This window comes from Streptomyces sp. NPDC002676, from assembly GCF_053592455.1.
Genome location: NZ_JBSFVT010000029.1, coordinates 1 through 14,569, shown reverse-complemented (window position 1 = coordinate 14,569; position 14,569 = coordinate 1). Strand labels below are relative to the sequence as shown.

The following is a 14,569-nucleotide window of genomic DNA, read 5'->3' as shown; positions in this document are numbered from 1 at the left end:
GGGCAGGAAGTCGTCGTAGGCGCCGGCGGGGACGGTGGGATGGAGTGTCGAGGAGACGGTGAGCCTTCTGCGGGGCGGGCCGGACCGAGAGGTGAGGCGCATCGTCAGTCCAGGCAGGTGTCGGTGGGGTCGATGGCCTGGTTGACGCGGTGGCCGATGGCACGCAGGGTGCGCTGCTGGGCCTGGGTGAGCGGGTCGAAGACGAGACGGCGGACCTCCTCGACATGGCCCGGGGCGGTGGCGACGACCTTTTCCCAGCCCGCTTCGGTGAGGATGGCCAGGGTGTAGCGGCCGTTGTCCGGGTCGGGGGTGCGGCGGACCCAGTCTTGCTTCTCCAGGCGCTTGACCACGTGGGACAGGCGGGAGAGCGAGCCGTTGGTGAGGATCGCCAGGTCGCTCATGCGCATGGTGCGTTCGGCGGCCTCGGACAGGGTGGCAAGGACCTGGTACTCGAAGTGGCTCATTGCGGCGTCGCGCTGCAACTGGGTGTCCAGCGCGTTCGACAGGTTGATCACCATGGCGGTCAGGGAGAGCCAGGTCTGCCTCTCCTCGGCGTTCAGCCAGCGGGGTTCTTGCGCGTCCATGACCTCATCCTAGCTTGATCCTTCAAGTCAAATCCAATCACTTCACTTGACCCTTCAAGTTTGCCGGGCTAGCTTCGACTTGAAAGTTCAAGTCAATGTATGAGGAATTCCCTGATGAACACCGCTCTGTGGATCACTGCCAGCGTCCTCGCGCTCCTGTTTCTGATGGCCGGGCTGATGAAGATCAGCCAGCCACGCGAGAAGCTGGCCGCCTCCGGCATGGCCTGGGCCAAAGACTTCCCCGCCGCCGCGATCAAGGCGATCGGCGCGGCCGAGGCCCTCGCCGCCGCCGGCCTTGTACTGCCCGCCGCGGTGAACATCGCACCGGGCCTGGTGCCCTGGGCCGCCCTGGGCCTGGCGGTCACCATGCTCGGCGCCGCGGCCGTCCATGCCCGCCGCAAGGAGAACCAGATGATCGCCGTCAACCTGGTCCTCCTGGCCCTCGCCGCAGTCGTCGCCTGGGGCCGCTTCGGCCCCCACGCCTTCTAACGGCTCCGGAAGTCCTTCATGCCGCCCGCCCGGCGGAGGATTCTTGCTGGTGATCGGCGGTGTACTGGTCGAGTCTGGCCAGCGGACCGTCCAGGTCGGAGGTGGTGAACCTCCACTGGAACGGTTGTGCCGTGGCGTTGTAGCGGTCTTCGAAAACTCGGAGCCGATCCGCGACCTGGGCAAGGTCGGTGAAGTCGTTGGGCGAGACGACCTTGCGCCGAACGACGGAGAAGTAGATCTCCACCTGGTTCAACCACGAAGCGTGGATAGGGGTGCGGACCATGACGGCGTTGGGGAAGGCAACGGTCAGCCGGACGGCAACCTTCCGCCCGCGGTGGGAAGAACCGTTGTCGACGATCCAGAACACGCTTTTCGCGCCGGCGTACGGCTCTTGGTTCGTGGCCTGGGCGACCAGGTCATGAACGGGTCCATGCCGGTGCGTTTTTCGGTGCGGCCGGACACCTCGGCAGCGTGGACGTCCTAGGCGGCCGGGTGGGCCAGGGCGCCGCCGCGTCCGTACCAAGCTGGAGGCCAGGCAACTGAGCGTGCAGGCCGTCCTCTGCGTCGAGACCCCACTTGCTGGCACCCGCGCACGGCAGCAGAAGAACTCGCCGTCACCGTTGGCGATGAGCCTCCTGCATCAAGCGGCGGTGAGGACGAACTTGGTGGCGGGGCCCGCTCCAGTGGGGCCGTGCTGCGCCGATCGATCCGCGCGAACACAGCGGCGGCCAGCAGTACCGTTGCCGCGACCAGCGAGGCTACCGGGGCGTGCAGTCGGCCGTCCCGCCCCAGCGTCAGCGCGCAAAGCGGCGAAGCCGCGCCCATGCCAACGCACCGGGCCGATCGGGTCGGCCACCGCGCGGCCCTTTCCGGTCCTGGGGCCGAGCAGTCGCTTGCGCTTCACATGCCGCCGCCTTGCAGAGGCTGGCGCGCAGCCGGCATGCGCCTGCCCGGGGGCTGACCGCGCGCCACAGCCCGCACCCCGCGCGCCTTTACCGATCCTTTGCAACCTGTGCTGATCCTGTCTCGTCTCTCCGCTCGATCCATCACGCAGCCCTGCCCGGCCACCAGCCGGGTCGGCCGACGAAAGAGAGCGATTCATGCGACGAACAGTCCTCAGCGCCACGGCAGCCGCGTGCGTCACCGTGCTGGCAAGCGCGATGCCCGCGTTCGCCCACGGAGCAAGCGCGTCCCCCACCACCCCTCCCTCCGCCACCTCAGAACCGTCGGCCCGGCCGAGCGCGCCGCCCAGCGCGCAGCCGAGCGCGGTCCCCACCCGGGAGCCGAGTCGGGCGGCCACCCCCGTGCCGACCGTCGCGCCGAGCGAGGGACGCGGCCAGGTCGGCGTCGTACCGAGTGGCGCTCCCAACACCGGTGAGACCACCGGCTCCAACGGCTCCAGCTCGGACAGCATGCTTGTCGGCGGCGGTGCCGCCGGCGCCCTCGCGGTGGGCGGCGCGGCAGTCTTCCTCGTGCGCCGCCGACGGGCGACCGGGGCATGACTCACCTCTCCAGGCGCGCGTTCGTCACAGCGGCGCTGGCCTCGCTGCTCGTGAGCTGCACCGGCCACGGCGGCGACGGGGCATCTGTCACCCGCTCCAGTGGCACGCACGTGACCGCCCGGTCCTCCGCGAACCCGGCGAACGCGTCGGACACGCTGGGCCGTTCAGTCCCGGCGCGGCTGCGGATTCCCGAGATCGGCGTCGACACCCCGGTCATGCGACTCGGGCTCGCGCAGGACGGCAGCGTGCAGGTGCCCCCGATCACCGCGCACGACCAGGCGGGCTGGTACCAGAACTCCCCGACGCCGGGCCAGACGGGTCCTTCGGTGATCCTCGGCCATGTCACAGTCGGCGCCTACGGGGACGGCGTCTTCCGCCACCTCGACCGGCTGCGCCGGGGCGACGGGATCACGGTGCGCCTGGAGAACGGCAGATCGGCCGAGTTCACCGTCACCTCCGTACGGACCGTCGCCAAGGCCGACTTTCCGACGAAGGCGGTCTACGGCGACGTCGACCGGCCAGAGCTGCGGCTCATCACGTGCGGCGGACCCCGTACCGGCGACGGCTATCTCGACAACGTGATCGTCTTCGCCGCGTTGAGCACCGCGAGCCACTGACCGGTTGCCGCCCGCCCCGATCCCGGTCCGATGGAACGTACGCCGTCGGTCCGGGGTCTTTACCGCGGGTGCCCCGCGCCCCCGGGCGCGAAGAGTGCCCCCATCCCCCCATGGAGAGCGTTGAAACGGTCCCGTGAGAAGGCGGCAGCAGAGCTGTTCGCCGCTCTCTACCCGCGCCTGGCCGGCTGGTGCCGCCGTCTGGTCGACGACGACGAGACCGCCCACGAGATCGCCTCGGAGGCGTTCACCCGACTCTGGGCCCGCTGGACGTCCGTGTCAGAGCCCCGGGGCTTCCTCTACGTCACGGCCGCCAACATCGTCCGGGACCACTGGCGCCGCCTGGAGCGCGAGCGCAACGCCATGCGTCGCGCCACCGTGGAGGCGTCTGTCCGCCCACCCACCGAGCAGACCGACCCCTCGGTCCGCCTGCTCGTCCAAGCGCTCCCCGAGCGACTGCGCATACCGACCCTCCTGCACTACTACGCTGACTTGCCTATCCGGGAGGTAGCCGTGCTGACCGGGCGAAAGGAAGGAACCGTCAAGGCCGACCTGCATGCGGCCCGCGAACTGCTCCGCGCCCATCTGAGGAGAAGCCTTGATCACATACAATGATGACGGTCCGGACTTCGAACCCGACGACCCCCTGGCCGTCATCATGCGGCCGCCCTCCGAGCACCTTGCCCCTCCCCTGGGCCGGTACGAGGAGATCCGCCGTGGCGCGGCCCGCCGCCGCATCCTGCGCGCTGTTGTCGGAGCCGGCGCGACCTGCACGGTCGCTGCCCTCCTCGCCATACCATTGCTGCGCACCGCCCACCAGGACCCCACCCCCCCGACGGTCCCCCTCGCTCCGCCCCCCGCGAGCAGCCCCCCGGCCCTACCGACCCCGACCGAGTCGGCTCCCGTGAGTGTCACCCCTCGCCCCAGCTCCCGCCCCTCGACGGGTACGACACCCATTCCCACCCGCCCCCCGGCCGCCACCGCCTCACCCTCCGCCGTCCCCTCGGCAGCCTCGACAGAACGCGGGCCCTCGGCCCCCACTACACGCCCGCGCATGGCGGCGCCATCGACGGACTCGGCGCGCATCGACGCTGCCGCAACCTCTGGAGCGAGGTGACATGTCCCGCATCAGTTCCGGCCCGCAGCGACGGGGACAGGGCTGGGGTTGGACATCGGAACCCGTGTGCCGGTCGGCTACCTGCCCGAACAGCCTGAGGACGCACCGCCATCCCCCTGACCTGAGCGAACGAGGTCGTCGGACCAACCCTTGGGCGGCGAGCACCCGCACGGCACCGAACTTCCTGGCCGACGACAGAGCCGGTGGCAGGCGAACTGGTCGCGTCCGCCGTGTCCGGGTCAGCCCGCGTCCGGGGCGTCGATGATGTTGCCGTCCTTGTCGACGGTGTGGGTGTTCCAGTACACGTCCCACTTGTCGTCGACTCGCTGCGGCACCTTGCCCTCCGGGTACCGTACGAATCCGGCCGGGGGCTCCTGCTTGTCCGAGACGCAAGCGGACCCGGTCCCGCCCACGGACATGACGGGATACTCGCCGCTGCTGCAGATGTCCTCCTCATACTCAACGCCAGCACATCCGGCGAGGGCCACGACTGCGGCCGCGCTCGCGAGAGCAGCAGCCGCGTCACGGAACCTTCCGGGGCGCCGGGCAGTGGCGGGTCGGCTCAACGTGCGGGGCATGCGCATGATGGTCTCCGGTCGCTCGGTCTGCCCCCACTCTCGCCCCCGGAGAGTTGCCGTGCGTGAGTACACGTACTCAGAAGTACCCGCGTGGATGCTCAACAGGGCGCAGCACTGGGTCATCCCCTTCGGATCATCGGATCGTTGGCCTGGTGTGTCGTTGACTGAAGCCGAGTGGGCACGCATCGAGCCGTTGCTGCCGGACCGGACTCCGAAGCGGGGAGGGCGGTGGCGGGATCACCGGCAGGTGATCACGGGAGATGACGGCTTCGTGCCTCGGATCGCTCATGATCACGGACGCATCATGAGTGCTGCCGGTCGGCTTCCGAGGTGGCAGCATGCGGTGTCATGGCAGACGACAGCACCAGCAGGTTTCAGGCAGGCCGGACGGGACTGATCGTCAGGATCCCGGACGCGGAGCCGGCCGTCCACGCATGGCGTGAACGGTTCGATCCGTCAGCCCAAGCAGGAGTGCCAGCACATGTCACGGTGCTTTTCCCGTTCCTCGACGAGAGCCGAATAGATGCGCGGGTCCACTCGACTCTCACTGATGTGCTCGGCAGTCAGCATGCCTTTGAACTGCGGTTTGAGAGCTGCGGGCGGTTTCCAGGAGTGCTGTATCTCGCTCCGGAGCCAGACGCGCAGTTGCGGCTGCTCACTGAGGTGATCGCTGACCGGTGGCCCGAAGCCCCTCCCTATGGGGGCCAGTTCGCCGAGATCGTGCCCCACCTGACCGTCGCTGACGGTCCGGAGGATGCAGTTTTGGATGAGATCGAGGCTGACCTGCTCGGCAGACTCCCCTTCACCTCCCGGGTCGCATCAGTTGACCTCATGGTGCATGACGGTGCGAAGTGGCAAGAGCGGGCGTCGTTCGCACTCCTTGAATGAACGGCCCCTGAGTTCGGTCGGCCGCCGCAACGGGGAGCGGACCAGCATGAAGACGTCAGTCAGCCCGCTTCGACCTGCTCGGCGCGTCGATCTGTCCCACTCGCGGCTTAGGATCCGTGCCTGCGACGGAGGTCACCGACGAGCTGATCAAGCTTGGACGATCCGCCAAGGAGGAACGCGCGCAGCTCGCGGGCCTCACCGGTGACGAGTACCGGGCCCAGTGGCGCCGCTGGCTCGAGGCGTCCGAGGCCGTACAGGGGGGCCATCACTTGGGCGCCGCAGAGGCGCTACTCCGTTGGGCGCGGCCACCAGAACCGACGTACACCAACGGCCGTCACGCACATACCAGAAGAATCCGGCCATCCGTGTCACCGGTCGCGCTTGGCGTTCCAGACCAGGACGGCCACGATCACGACGATCAGGATGAGGACCCATACCCAGATGTCGGCACCGCCGCCGGATCCGGAGCTCCCGTGGTGGTGGTAGCCGCTGGAATAGCTTCCGTGATAGCTGCTGTGGTGGCCGCCACCCCGGCCACCACCCAGGGCGAGTGCGTCGGTGGACGAGAAGGACCGTGAGGCAGTGACAGGCATGCTCATGACCCGGACTTTAGGTGAACATTGCATGGCATGGGCACGCCCGTTGCACGCCTGTGGCGAAACCTCCGCTCCCTCGGCACAAGCGGCGTCCGTCCGCCCCGCATGTCCGGCCGGACACCTTCCCGGCGCCGCCCCGGCCAGCCAGGGCAAGACCGACTGCGGGGCCTTCTCATGCCGATGATCCTGGAGGTCTTTGCCAAGGTCGGAAAGCGCCTGCCGAGCCGCGCCGGTGGCCCGGCTCCAGAGTCATCCGCCGGCAGTTGGCGCGCATCCCGATCGCGGTCTGCCCCGTTTGATCGCCGCCCGGTCCGTCATCCCTGATCTTGGCCACTGCCTCTTGTGCCGCCGTGATCACGTCCACTCGAACCGCGGTACGCGCGAAGGCAGGGCTCGCGAGAGCGTCCCGCCGGCTTCGGCCGGCGGGACGGGGCCAGCCGCTGGTCAGCTGATTCTGGCGACGTTCTCCGCCTGCGGCCCCTTGGGACCCTGGGTGACGTCGTACTCGACCTGGTCGCCCTCGTGCAGTTCCTTGAAGCCGGTGCCAGTGATGGCAGAGAAGTGAACGAACACGTCAGGTCCACCGTCGTCCTGCTGGATGAAGCCGAAGCCTTTTTCGGCGTTGAACCACTTCACGCGGCCAGTTGCCATTGCTGTAGGTCCTTCTTGACGTCCCACGGCACCCAGACGCGGTACCGACCGCAGCCGAACAAGGCTCCGGCAGCCCAAGTCTCCACCTTCGATAGGGGCTTTGCCCGCATCACCGGGCCGAGCTCATGGGCGCTCGCGATCCTGGGACCGGGAACTCGAACTCACCACCAGCCTGCCGGACGACGCCCGCTGCACCAGCGCCGTCGGCACCCGGCTCCACACCGCCGTCGCCGAGGGCGCCCGGCTGTGCGGCTGGCTGTCCTTCGACTCCGGCCACCACGCAGCCGCCCAGCGCTGCTTCCTCACCGTCCTGCGCGCCGCAGCAGCCGCCAACGATCACGCCACCGGGTGGCGGGGGCGGAGCAGCGCCAGGCGCTCCCGGCCGCGCAGGGCGACCTTGACAGACGGCGACGTAGCCGGTGCGGGCGAGTGCGTCGACAAGTACTGGTGATCCCAGGTAGTCCCGTTCCAGATCACCCCTTTTGCGGCGCTGGCCGCATACTGATGCGCCCGCGCGGCCTTCGTGGCTCAGCGTGCTGGCTCTACGGGACCTACGCTCGCGTGAACCCGTGGCTCCGCTCCACTTTCGCGACATGCAGCGTGTAGCTCTGGTACCACTCGGCTCGCCCGCGCTTTTGCGCTGCGCGGTGCTCGGCGTTGGTCCGCCACTCCGTGAGGGCGTCGGCGTCGCGGAAGTAGCTGACGGTGATGCCCAGCCCGCCGGGAGTCTGTGCGTGGTCCATCCCCAGGTACCCGGGGAGGTCCTTCACCAGGTCTTCCAGGCGTGCCTCGGTCTCGCTGTAGTCGTTCTGGTTCTGAGTTCGCACGGTGGTGAAGACAGCCACGTAGTAGGGGGGTTCATATGCTTCGACGGGCGTGACACGTGCTTCGGAGTGACTGCTCACGGCACCACTGTGAGGAAGGATGCGCACGACGATCCGGTGTCCTTTCCTGAACGGTATGCATAGGGGATACGGCTCTTGGTCAAAGCTGTCCGAGCCGGCGTTCTCCGGGCCGCCTGAGGGCTAGCTTGGCCTCGCGCCCCAGGTCAGTCGGCCTGTTCGGCTTGGGCTCGGGTATGGGCGAGCCGGTAGGATCCGGTGCCCTTTCGGCTGATCGCCCCACCCGCCCGCAGACACAACGCCCCGTTCCCTCAGAGCCGATTGCGCGGACGGTTACGCGGTGGGCCGCCGTGCGTACACCTCGATCTCGATCTTCATGCGGGGATCGGCGAGGCCGCACATGAGCATCGTGGCGGCCGGTAGGACCTGGCCGAAGGCGCGACGCAGTACTGGCCAGCAGGGCTCGAAGTCGGCCCGGTCGGGCAGCAGATAGCGCACCCGCACCACGTCGGCGAAGGTGCACTTCGCCTCGGCCAGCGCAGCCTCGATATTGCGCAGGCACTGCTCGGCCTGCTCCACCACGTCGTCGGAGATCGCCATAGTGGCGTAGTCGAACCCGGTCGTCCCGGACACATGAACCCAGTCGCCGTCGACCACGGCGCGGGCATAGCCGATCCGCTCTTCGAACATCGAGCCGCTGAGGATGGAACGTCGCTCCGTCATGTGCCGAACGCTAAGTGAGCAGCACAGATACGTCTAATACAGCTTCGGGTATGGAGTGATATCTCTGAGCGTATGGAACGCCCTGAACTTCCTCTTCAGCAACTGCACGCCTTCGTCATGCTCGCCGAGGAACTCCACTTCGGCCGCACTGCCACCCGCCTGGGCATCGCCCAGCCGCCACTGAGCCAGCAGATCCGACGCCTGGAGGGCAAGGTCGGCCACGCGCTGTTCAGCCGCGAACCAGGATGTATCGCCCTCACCCCGGCGGGCCGAGAACTCCTTCCTGCCGCTCGGCACGCCCTCAACGGCCTCGCGGACGGCCTGGCCGCAGCCCGAGACGTCGGCAGCGGCAGGGTCGGCCGGCTGCGGATCGGCTTCGCCGCCTCCCTCGCCCTGACCGTCCTGCCCGGCCTGCTACGAACCTTCCGGGAACGGTTTCCCGCCGTGGAGCTGGTCATCCAGGAAATGACCACCACGCCGCAACTGGCCGCTCTACGCGAGAGGACGATCGACATCGGCCTGCTGCGCGAACCACCGGCCGACGACGCGGAACTCGAATTCGCGACCGTGCTGACCGAGCCGTTTGTGGCTGTCCTGCCGTCCGCGCACCCCTTCGCAGCACAACACACCGTCCGCATCGAGCAGTTGGCGGACTGCCCCTTTGTGCTTCTGCCTCGCGCCGTCGGCCCGCCGCTGTACGACCAGATCACCAGTCTGTGCATCGCGGCAGGCTTCACGCCCCGGGTGGCGCAGCACGCCGTGGAATGGCAGACCGTCTGCGCCCTGGTAGAAACTGGGCTGGGCGTGTCAGTGGCCCCGGAGAGCATCCGCCGCATCCGCCTCAAAGGCGTTGCCTTCCGCAGGATCGAGCCCAACACCACTCGCACACGAGTCGCCGTCGCCTGGCGTGAGAACGACTCAAATCCCCTGGTCCCACGCCTCCTAGCCGCTCTCGGCCAAGATCTGCCGGACGGGTCCTAGTGCCACGATGCCGACTGTCGTCCCGTACCTGCTCCGACTGACTGCCGATCCATCGATCCACGCCGGAACGAGTCGTTAGGGCTCGTGCTCGTAGCCGCCGCCCTGTCCGCACCGACCGACCCCGACAACGCGTGAGACCTGGCGGTCAGCGGCCCCGAGAGGGGGGTATGTGACGTGATGCCGTATCTGTCGTCACTGGAGCGTGTGGGATCGCTACATCTCCGCTGCCCGGGAGGCATGGGGGTGCTGGAGTGTCACCTGTGAGCGACCGCCGGTCCTACAAGAGCGACTTATCCGACGAGCGCTGGACCCTGATCGGGCCCGTGATCACCTCGCGGAAGGCCCGGCACCCCTGCGTCAGCGGCCACCAGGGCAACTACGACATGCGGGAGATCGTCAACGCCTTGCTCTACCAGTCCCGGACCGGCTGCCAGTGGGACTGCTTCCCCCACGACCTGCTGCGCTGGCAGGTGCGGGAGAAAAGGGGCCGATTAGCCGATCCCAGCCTGGTGGTGCTCGACACCCAGAGCCTGCACGCCGCCGCCGGGGTGCCCGCCGGGACGACGGGGCGGGACGCGGCCAAGAAGGTCCCGGGCCGCAAGCGGGGACTGGCCGTTGACGTGTCGGGCCGAGACGGGGTTCGTGCCCCAGCACAAGCGGTGGATTGTGGAGCAGACGAACGGGATCTTGATGCTGCACCGCAGGCTGGTGCGTGACTGCGAGCACCGGCCCGCCTCTGCCGAGTGCCGGATGTACGGGGCGATAAGCGACCGGATGTCGAAGATGCTGACCGGCACCTCCACGCCCTCCTGGCGCGGAGCATGACCGGCGGGGAGCTGACGCTGGGGCGCTGCTGGCGCGGCTGGAGGAGCGGGAGCGGGGATCCGGATCACTCGCAAGACGCTGCTGGAGCTGCCCGAACCGCCACTGCCCGTGCCGCCGGCCGCGAAGCTGCCGGACCATCCGGCCTACCAGCAGATCATGGCAGTATTCGCCGCGGCCGATGCCCCGCCGCGGGCGCGGGCGGTGTGTGAGGCGATGGCCTTGGAGATCGCTCCCAGCAACATCAACAACGTCCGTCTGAAGCTCAAGCGGCTCACCGAGCGGGGGATCCTGGCCGAGACCGAGCAGGGGCTGTTCACCCTGCCACGGCCGTAACTCCCTCCGGCCGGCCGCAACCAGCCTGCCCAGCCCAGCCGAAAGGCCCCGGGCATCACCTCAGGTGCGGCCCTCTGGGGGACGCTCGGTCGCGCCGATGAGCGGACATGCCGTTCTGCCAGCCCGCCGAGAAAACCCGTTGCGAGTGACCCGCATCGGATGTCTGATTGATCGGCCACCGATCAGGGGAGGGAACATGAGGAGGTCGCTACCCACCCCCTCGTTGCACACCGCTCGCCTTCGACTGCGCGCCTTCGAAGACGCGGATGCGAACGACCTCTTCGCACTGCACAGCAACGCCTACGTGCTGCGCTACTGGGACGCCCCACCGTGGAGCGAACGCGTGCGCGCCGAGAAGTTCATCACGGCTTGCCGGCAGATGGCACAGGAGGGCACCGGGGCGCGGCTGGCCGTAGATCGTGTCTCCGACGGCGCGTTCATCGGCTGGTGCAGCCTGAACAGGTGGAATCCGGACTACCGCAGCGCGTCGCTTGGCTACTGCTTCGACGATGCAGCGTGGGGCCACGGCTACGCGACCGAGGCCGCGCGCGCTCTGCTGCGGTGGGCATTCGACACGCTGAACCTAAATCGCGTCCAAGCTGAGACCGATACGCGCAACGAGGCTTCTGCCCGCGTACTCGAGAAGCTCGGCTTCGTGCGGGAAGGGACGTTGCGGGAAGACTGCGTCGTCAACGGCGAGGTCTCTGACTCGTGGGTCTATGGGCTGATCAGGCGGGAGTGGCAGCCGTCGTCCGAGCCGATCCGCGCCCACTGAATTCCGTCGCTCGGCACCCGATATCGGCTAACCCCAAGCAACTGAGCACTGCACCTCATCCACACACAACGGCGAACCAGACAAAGAGCTACATACCATCCTCTGGCAAGGACCACCTTGAACGGGCCCTCTGCCGAGCGGCATTCGTTGCCGACGCGGCATGGGTGCGACATCTGCTGGCCGACCTTCATCTGAACGAGGGCGAATGGGCGTCACTGGTCCAGGCGGCCGGAGCTCGGCGACTCCGCGCCCTCACGACATCGCCTCATGGATCCTGGCCTCCAGGAGACCGGCTCAACTTCCGTGCAGGATGGGGCCGGAGTGTCCCTGCATGCGGGAGGGCCCGAGGCTTCCGAGCCGACAGCCGAAGCAGGCCGACCGTCGGGGATCGGAGTCTGGCAGCAGTGCGGGCAGGGACCGCGATGCCCTCCCGGATGGCCATCACGTAGCAGCGGTTTCCGACGTGGTATCCGCCGGTGTAGCCGAGGGCGAGCAACTCGCGATAGAGCTGCATCGAGCTGGTGCAGCCAGCCTGGAAGCGCGTCTTGTTTCCGCTCCGTGAGCGAGGGGTGCGCGATGGCGTCGGTGCTGGGAATGTTGGAGGAGCGGGAGACAGCGGCCCGTGTGCGGGTGGAAGGGCTACGGGAGGAAGTCGCCCGGTTGGCTGAGGTGTTGGAGGCCGCCGAGGTCGAGCTGGACCGGCGGGTGATCGCGCGGGAAGAGCTAGTCGAGGCCCTGGCAGCCTCGGCTGCCGAGACCACCGCCGGGACCGAGGCCGAGGAGAAAGCGGTGCTGCCGCTCGCGCCGGTGCCGGGCTCGACGGTGCCGCCCTGGCGGGAAGGGCTGCCGGTGACGGTTCTGGCGCCGGGCTATCAGCGCATTCTGGGCGTGCTGGAACAGCAGCGATCCACGGGTCACGGACCGCTTCGGGCCAAGGAGATCGCGGTGGAGCTGGGCCTTGACGCGACGCCAGCGAAGGTCGAGGGGCTGCAGTCGAAAGCCCGGCGCCTGGCGGAGCGTGGGTGGCTCCTCCTGGAGGCGTCGGGGGCGTTCAGTGCCGTCCGGCGGACCGTGGCCGTCCCAGACGCCGGCTCATCCGCGTGACCATCGACCACCGGATCATCGCCTCGCTGGTGGCGAGCAGGGTCTCGTAGTCCCGGGCCAGACGGCGGGAGTTCATCAACCACGCGAACGTGCGCTCTGCCACCCACCGCCTCGGCAGCACCACGAACCCTGCCATGTCGTCGGTGCGCTTGACGACATCCAAGGTCAGGGCAAGTTGGTCCCGGCACCAGCCGACGAGGGAGCCGGTGTAGCCGCCGTCGGCCCACACGAGGGTGATGTCGCGGTGCAGACGGCGCAGCCGCATCAGCAGGCCCGCCGCGGCGTCCCGGTCGCCCATGCTCGCAGCCGTGACCGCGACGGCCAGGAGCAGGCCGAGGGTGTCGGTCACGATGTGCCGCGTGCGGCCCGGCACCTTCTTCCTGCCGTCGTAGCCGCGTGAGGCGGCCGGCACCGTCGCGGCGGCCCGCACCGACTGCGCGTCGATGATCCCCGCAGTGGGCTCGACCTCGCGGCCCTCGCGCTCACGGACCGTCCCGCGCAGCCGGTCGTGGAACTCGGCGATCAGCCCGTGCTCGCGCCAGCGGCGGAAGAAGGCATAGACCCGGCCCCAGGCGGGGAAGTCCGCGGGCATCGCCCGCCACGAGATCCCGCCCGCGACCAGGTAGCGGATCGCGTCCAACAGCTGCCGGTGGCAGTAGCCCTCGGGCCGTCCACCCCGCCCCTGGAACCAGGCCGGCACCGGCAGCAACGGCCGGACGGCCGCCCACTCCGCGTCCGTCATGTCCGACGGATACCGGCGCACCCGGTCCGGACGGTCGGCCGCGTTGCCGTACACGTGCGCGAGGCAATCGCACGACACGGCGGGCGAGTTGAGGTCAACATGCTCGGGCACGTACAACAAAGACAACAGAGCCTCCAGGAACCACTCGGAATGGGATCGCACCCCCGAGCTACCTGGAGGCCCTGCTTTCACGCGCGGAAACCGCCGCAGTCACCCGATCGAGACTCCCGTTCGATCGACAGCCTTCGAGATCGGTACGGGCAACAACCACTTACGTGTCGGGATGCTCCGGCAGGGCGAGCCAGTCCGACCAGGAGATCTCGCGGCCGAGGAAGCGCGGCTGCTCGAACGGCCAGTCGGCGGCGATCCACTGCGGCACCAGCGCGTCGAGGGCCTGCTCGACCTTGCTGCCCACCAGCTCGTCCACCACCCACCAGGAGATCTCGCCGTCCGCGCCGGCCCTTTCCGGTGGGTCGATGTAGACACAGCCGAGCAGAGCTGTCTCCGCCGCGTCGAACAGCGCGTAGTTGAAGGACTGGTGTGCGGCGATCTCCTTCTCGTGCCGCAACAGGTCGGCCTGGTCGGCCTCGTAGGTCATGGTGGCCGCGGGCCAGCCCCAGGCCAGGCCGAAGATGGTCCACAGCCGCTCGCGCGAACCCATCACAGCCGGATAGTCGAGCGGGGTGTCCGCCTCCCGGATCGGCCGCAGGTGATGGCCACCGCCCGGCAGCGGTACCAGGACGGGGTGGACGAAGTCATCGGGAAGCCAGCTCATGGCGCCCGACCGTAGCAGCGCGCGGCCGTCCGCTCCCCTGGATTTTCCCCGTATACCGCCAGGTCCTGCTCTCATGCCGGGCAGGGCCCGCGATCACCCGATCGAGACTCCCCTTCGATCGACAGACTCCATGATCGGTATGGCAACGGCTTCTCAGCTTGGCATTTATCCTCGTCGGGCTTGGTGTTCCTTGATTGACTCGGAGCGTTTGACCGTCTTTCCGACGTCGTGACGTGTGGCCCTCTGCTTGTTCTTCGAGCCGGGAGGCCGTCCTGGGCCCGGCTTGGACGGTTTCGGTGCCGCCGCTGGGCGAGCGGTAGTCGGCCGGATGTTGCGAAACCCCCGCCGTACTCGAGCGGGGGTGAGGCGGCGGGGCTCGGCGGGCCGCTCCCAGGGGCGGCGGAGGTCCTCGGTCAGCGGCCGGGCAAGGCGGAGTTGTGTGTGGACGGC

The 14,569-nt window shown here is 68.6% G+C and carries 19 protein-coding genes and 2 pseudogenes; 11 read left to right on the top strand and 10 right to left on the bottom strand.

The genetic code is table 11. The features are described 5' to 3' along the window. Nucleotides 1-104: 104 nt before the first annotated feature. Nucleotides 105-584 (bottom strand): MarR family winged helix-turn-helix transcriptional regulator, encoded by a 480-nt coding sequence (locus ACWD3E_RS39460; protein WP_451392314.1) that lies wholly within the window; start codon nt 582-584, stop codon nt 105-107. Nucleotides 585-698: 114 nt separating this feature from the next. Between ACWD3E_RS39460 and ACWD3E_RS39455 the strand changes: the two genes are divergently transcribed. Then, complete coding sequence (locus ACWD3E_RS39455) at nt 699-1,073, top strand: DoxX family protein (protein WP_451392313.1); 375 nt, start codon at nt 699-701, stop codon at nt 1,071-1,073. 16 nt (nt 1,074-1,089) lie between these two features. Here the strand turns inward: ACWD3E_RS39455 and ACWD3E_RS39450 are convergent, their stop codons facing one another. Further along, nucleotides 1,090-1,326 (bottom strand): hypothetical protein, encoded by a 237-nt coding sequence (locus tag ACWD3E_RS39450; RefSeq protein ID WP_451392312.1) that lies wholly within the window; start codon nt 1,324-1,326, stop codon nt 1,090-1,092. 847 nt (nt 1,327-2,173) lie between these two features. Between ACWD3E_RS39450 and ACWD3E_RS39445 the strand changes: the two genes are divergently transcribed. The 3 genes from ACWD3E_RS39445 to ACWD3E_RS39435 all read left to right on the top strand — a co-directional run bounded on the left by ACWD3E_RS39445 (nt 2,174) and on the right by ACWD3E_RS39435 (nt 3,804). Further along, nucleotides 2,174-2,575, top strand: a complete 402-nt coding sequence (locus ACWD3E_RS39445) for a sortase-dependent protein (RefSeq protein WP_451392311.1) — start codon at nt 2,174-2,176, stop codon at nt 2,573-2,575. Then, nucleotides 2,572-3,192 carry a class F sortase gene (locus tag ACWD3E_RS39440; RefSeq protein WP_451392310.1) on the top strand — a complete coding sequence of 207 codons (621 nt, stop codon included), beginning with the start codon at nt 2,572-2,574 and terminating at the stop codon, nt 3,190-3,192. The genes ACWD3E_RS39445 and ACWD3E_RS39440 overlap by 4 nt, the downstream gene beginning before the upstream one ends. Nucleotides 3,193-3,312: 120 nt before the next feature. Further along, nucleotides 3,313-3,804 carry an RNA polymerase sigma factor gene (locus ACWD3E_RS39435; RefSeq protein WP_451392309.1) on the top strand — a complete coding sequence of 164 codons (492 nt, stop codon included), beginning with the start codon at nt 3,313-3,315 and terminating at the stop codon, nt 3,802-3,804. 741 nt (nt 3,805-4,545) lie between these two features. Here ACWD3E_RS39435 and ACWD3E_RS39430 read toward each other — a convergent pair. Continuing rightward, the gene (locus tag ACWD3E_RS39430; RefSeq protein ID WP_451392308.1) at nt 4,546-4,890 is read right to left on the bottom strand and encodes an SCO0607 family lipoprotein; all 345 of its coding nucleotides are present in this window, start codon (nt 4,888-4,890) and stop codon (nt 4,546-4,548) included. A gap of 342 nt (nt 4,891-5,232) precedes the next feature. Here ACWD3E_RS39430 and ACWD3E_RS39425 point away from each other — a divergent pair, with 342 nt between their 5' ends. Next, nucleotides 5,233-5,772 (top strand): 2'-5' RNA ligase family protein, encoded by a 540-nt coding sequence (locus tag ACWD3E_RS39425; RefSeq protein ID WP_451392307.1) that lies wholly within the window; start codon nt 5,233-5,235, stop codon nt 5,770-5,772. A 368-nt stretch (nt 5,773-6,140) separates the two neighbouring features. On the opposite strand, the gene ACWD3E_RS39420 is transcribed toward ACWD3E_RS39425, so the two are convergent. After that, nucleotides 6,141-6,371, bottom strand: coding sequence for a hypothetical protein (locus tag ACWD3E_RS39420; protein WP_451392306.1), 231 nt, complete (start codon nt 6,369-6,371; stop codon nt 6,141-6,143). A gap of 441 nt (nt 6,372-6,812) precedes the next feature. Further along, nucleotides 6,813-7,019 carry a cold-shock protein gene (locus ACWD3E_RS39415; RefSeq protein ID WP_451392305.1) on the bottom strand — a complete coding sequence of 69 codons (207 nt, stop codon included), beginning with the start codon at nt 7,017-7,019 and terminating at the stop codon, nt 6,813-6,815. A gap of 100 nt (nt 7,020-7,119) precedes the next feature. On the opposite strand from ACWD3E_RS39415, the gene ACWD3E_RS39410 reads away from it, so the two are divergent. Beyond that, the gene (locus tag ACWD3E_RS39410; protein WP_451392304.1) at nt 7,120-7,470 is read left to right on the top strand and encodes a hypothetical protein; all 351 of its coding nucleotides are present in this window, start codon (nt 7,120-7,122) and stop codon (nt 7,468-7,470) included. Nucleotides 7,471-7,570: 100 nt separating this feature from the next. Here the strand turns inward: ACWD3E_RS39410 and ACWD3E_RS39405 are convergent, their stop codons facing one another. Beyond that, entirely contained in the window at nt 7,571-7,924 is a 354-nt protein-coding gene (locus ACWD3E_RS39405) for an antibiotic biosynthesis monooxygenase family protein (RefSeq protein WP_451392303.1), read from the bottom strand. A gap of 270 nt (nt 7,925-8,194) precedes the next feature. Next, the gene (locus ACWD3E_RS39400) at nt 8,195-8,584 is read right to left on the bottom strand and encodes a RidA family protein (protein WP_451392302.1); all 390 of its coding nucleotides are present in this window, start codon (nt 8,582-8,584) and stop codon (nt 8,195-8,197) included. A 72-nt stretch (nt 8,585-8,656) separates the two neighbouring features. Here ACWD3E_RS39400 and ACWD3E_RS39395 point away from each other — a divergent pair, with 72 nt between their 5' ends. The 5 genes and pseudogenes from ACWD3E_RS39395 to ACWD3E_RS39375 all read left to right on the top strand — a co-directional run bounded on the left by ACWD3E_RS39395 (nt 8,657) and on the right by ACWD3E_RS39375 (nt 12,602). Beyond that, the gene (locus tag ACWD3E_RS39395) at nt 8,657-9,565 is read left to right on the top strand and encodes a LysR family transcriptional regulator (RefSeq protein ID WP_451392301.1); all 909 of its coding nucleotides are present in this window, start codon (nt 8,657-8,659) and stop codon (nt 9,563-9,565) included. A gap of 260 nt (nt 9,566-9,825) precedes the next feature. After that, nucleotides 9,826-10,390 (top strand): annotated as a pseudogene (locus tag ACWD3E_RS39390) (transposase). 156 nt (nt 10,391-10,546) lie between these two features. Continuing rightward, nucleotides 10,547-10,723 carry a hypothetical protein gene (locus tag ACWD3E_RS39385; protein WP_451392300.1) on the top strand — a complete coding sequence of 59 codons (177 nt, stop codon included), beginning with the start codon at nt 10,547-10,549 and terminating at the stop codon, nt 10,721-10,723. Nucleotides 10,724-10,919: 196 nt separating this feature from the next. Then, a complete protein-coding gene (locus ACWD3E_RS39380) occupies nt 10,920-11,498 on the top strand; it encodes a GNAT family N-acetyltransferase (RefSeq protein WP_451392299.1) in 579 nt (192 codons plus the stop codon). A 576-nt stretch (nt 11,499-12,074) separates the two neighbouring features. Continuing rightward, on the top strand, nt 12,075-12,602 hold the full coding sequence (locus ACWD3E_RS39375; RefSeq protein WP_451392298.1) for a hypothetical protein: 528 nt from the start codon (nt 12,075-12,077) through the stop codon (nt 12,600-12,602). Here the strand turns inward: ACWD3E_RS39375 and ACWD3E_RS39370 are convergent. From ACWD3E_RS39370 to ACWD3E_RS39360, 3 genes and pseudogenes are all read right to left on the bottom strand, one after another. Further along, nucleotides 12,550-13,344: an IS5 family transposase gene (locus ACWD3E_RS39370; protein ID WP_451392364.1), complete on the bottom strand. Its 795-nt coding sequence runs from the start codon at nt 13,342-13,344 to the stop codon at nt 12,550-12,552. The two genes, ACWD3E_RS39375 and ACWD3E_RS39370, sit on opposite strands and share 53 nt — an antisense overlap. 271 nt (nt 13,345-13,615) lie before the next feature. Then, entirely contained in the window at nt 13,616-14,119 is a 504-nt protein-coding gene (locus ACWD3E_RS39365; protein ID WP_451392297.1) for an N-acetyltransferase, read from the bottom strand. A gap of 165 nt (nt 14,120-14,284) precedes the next feature. Then, nucleotides 14,285-14,569: pseudogene (locus ACWD3E_RS39360) on the bottom strand (NF041680 family putative transposase); the annotation flags it as partial.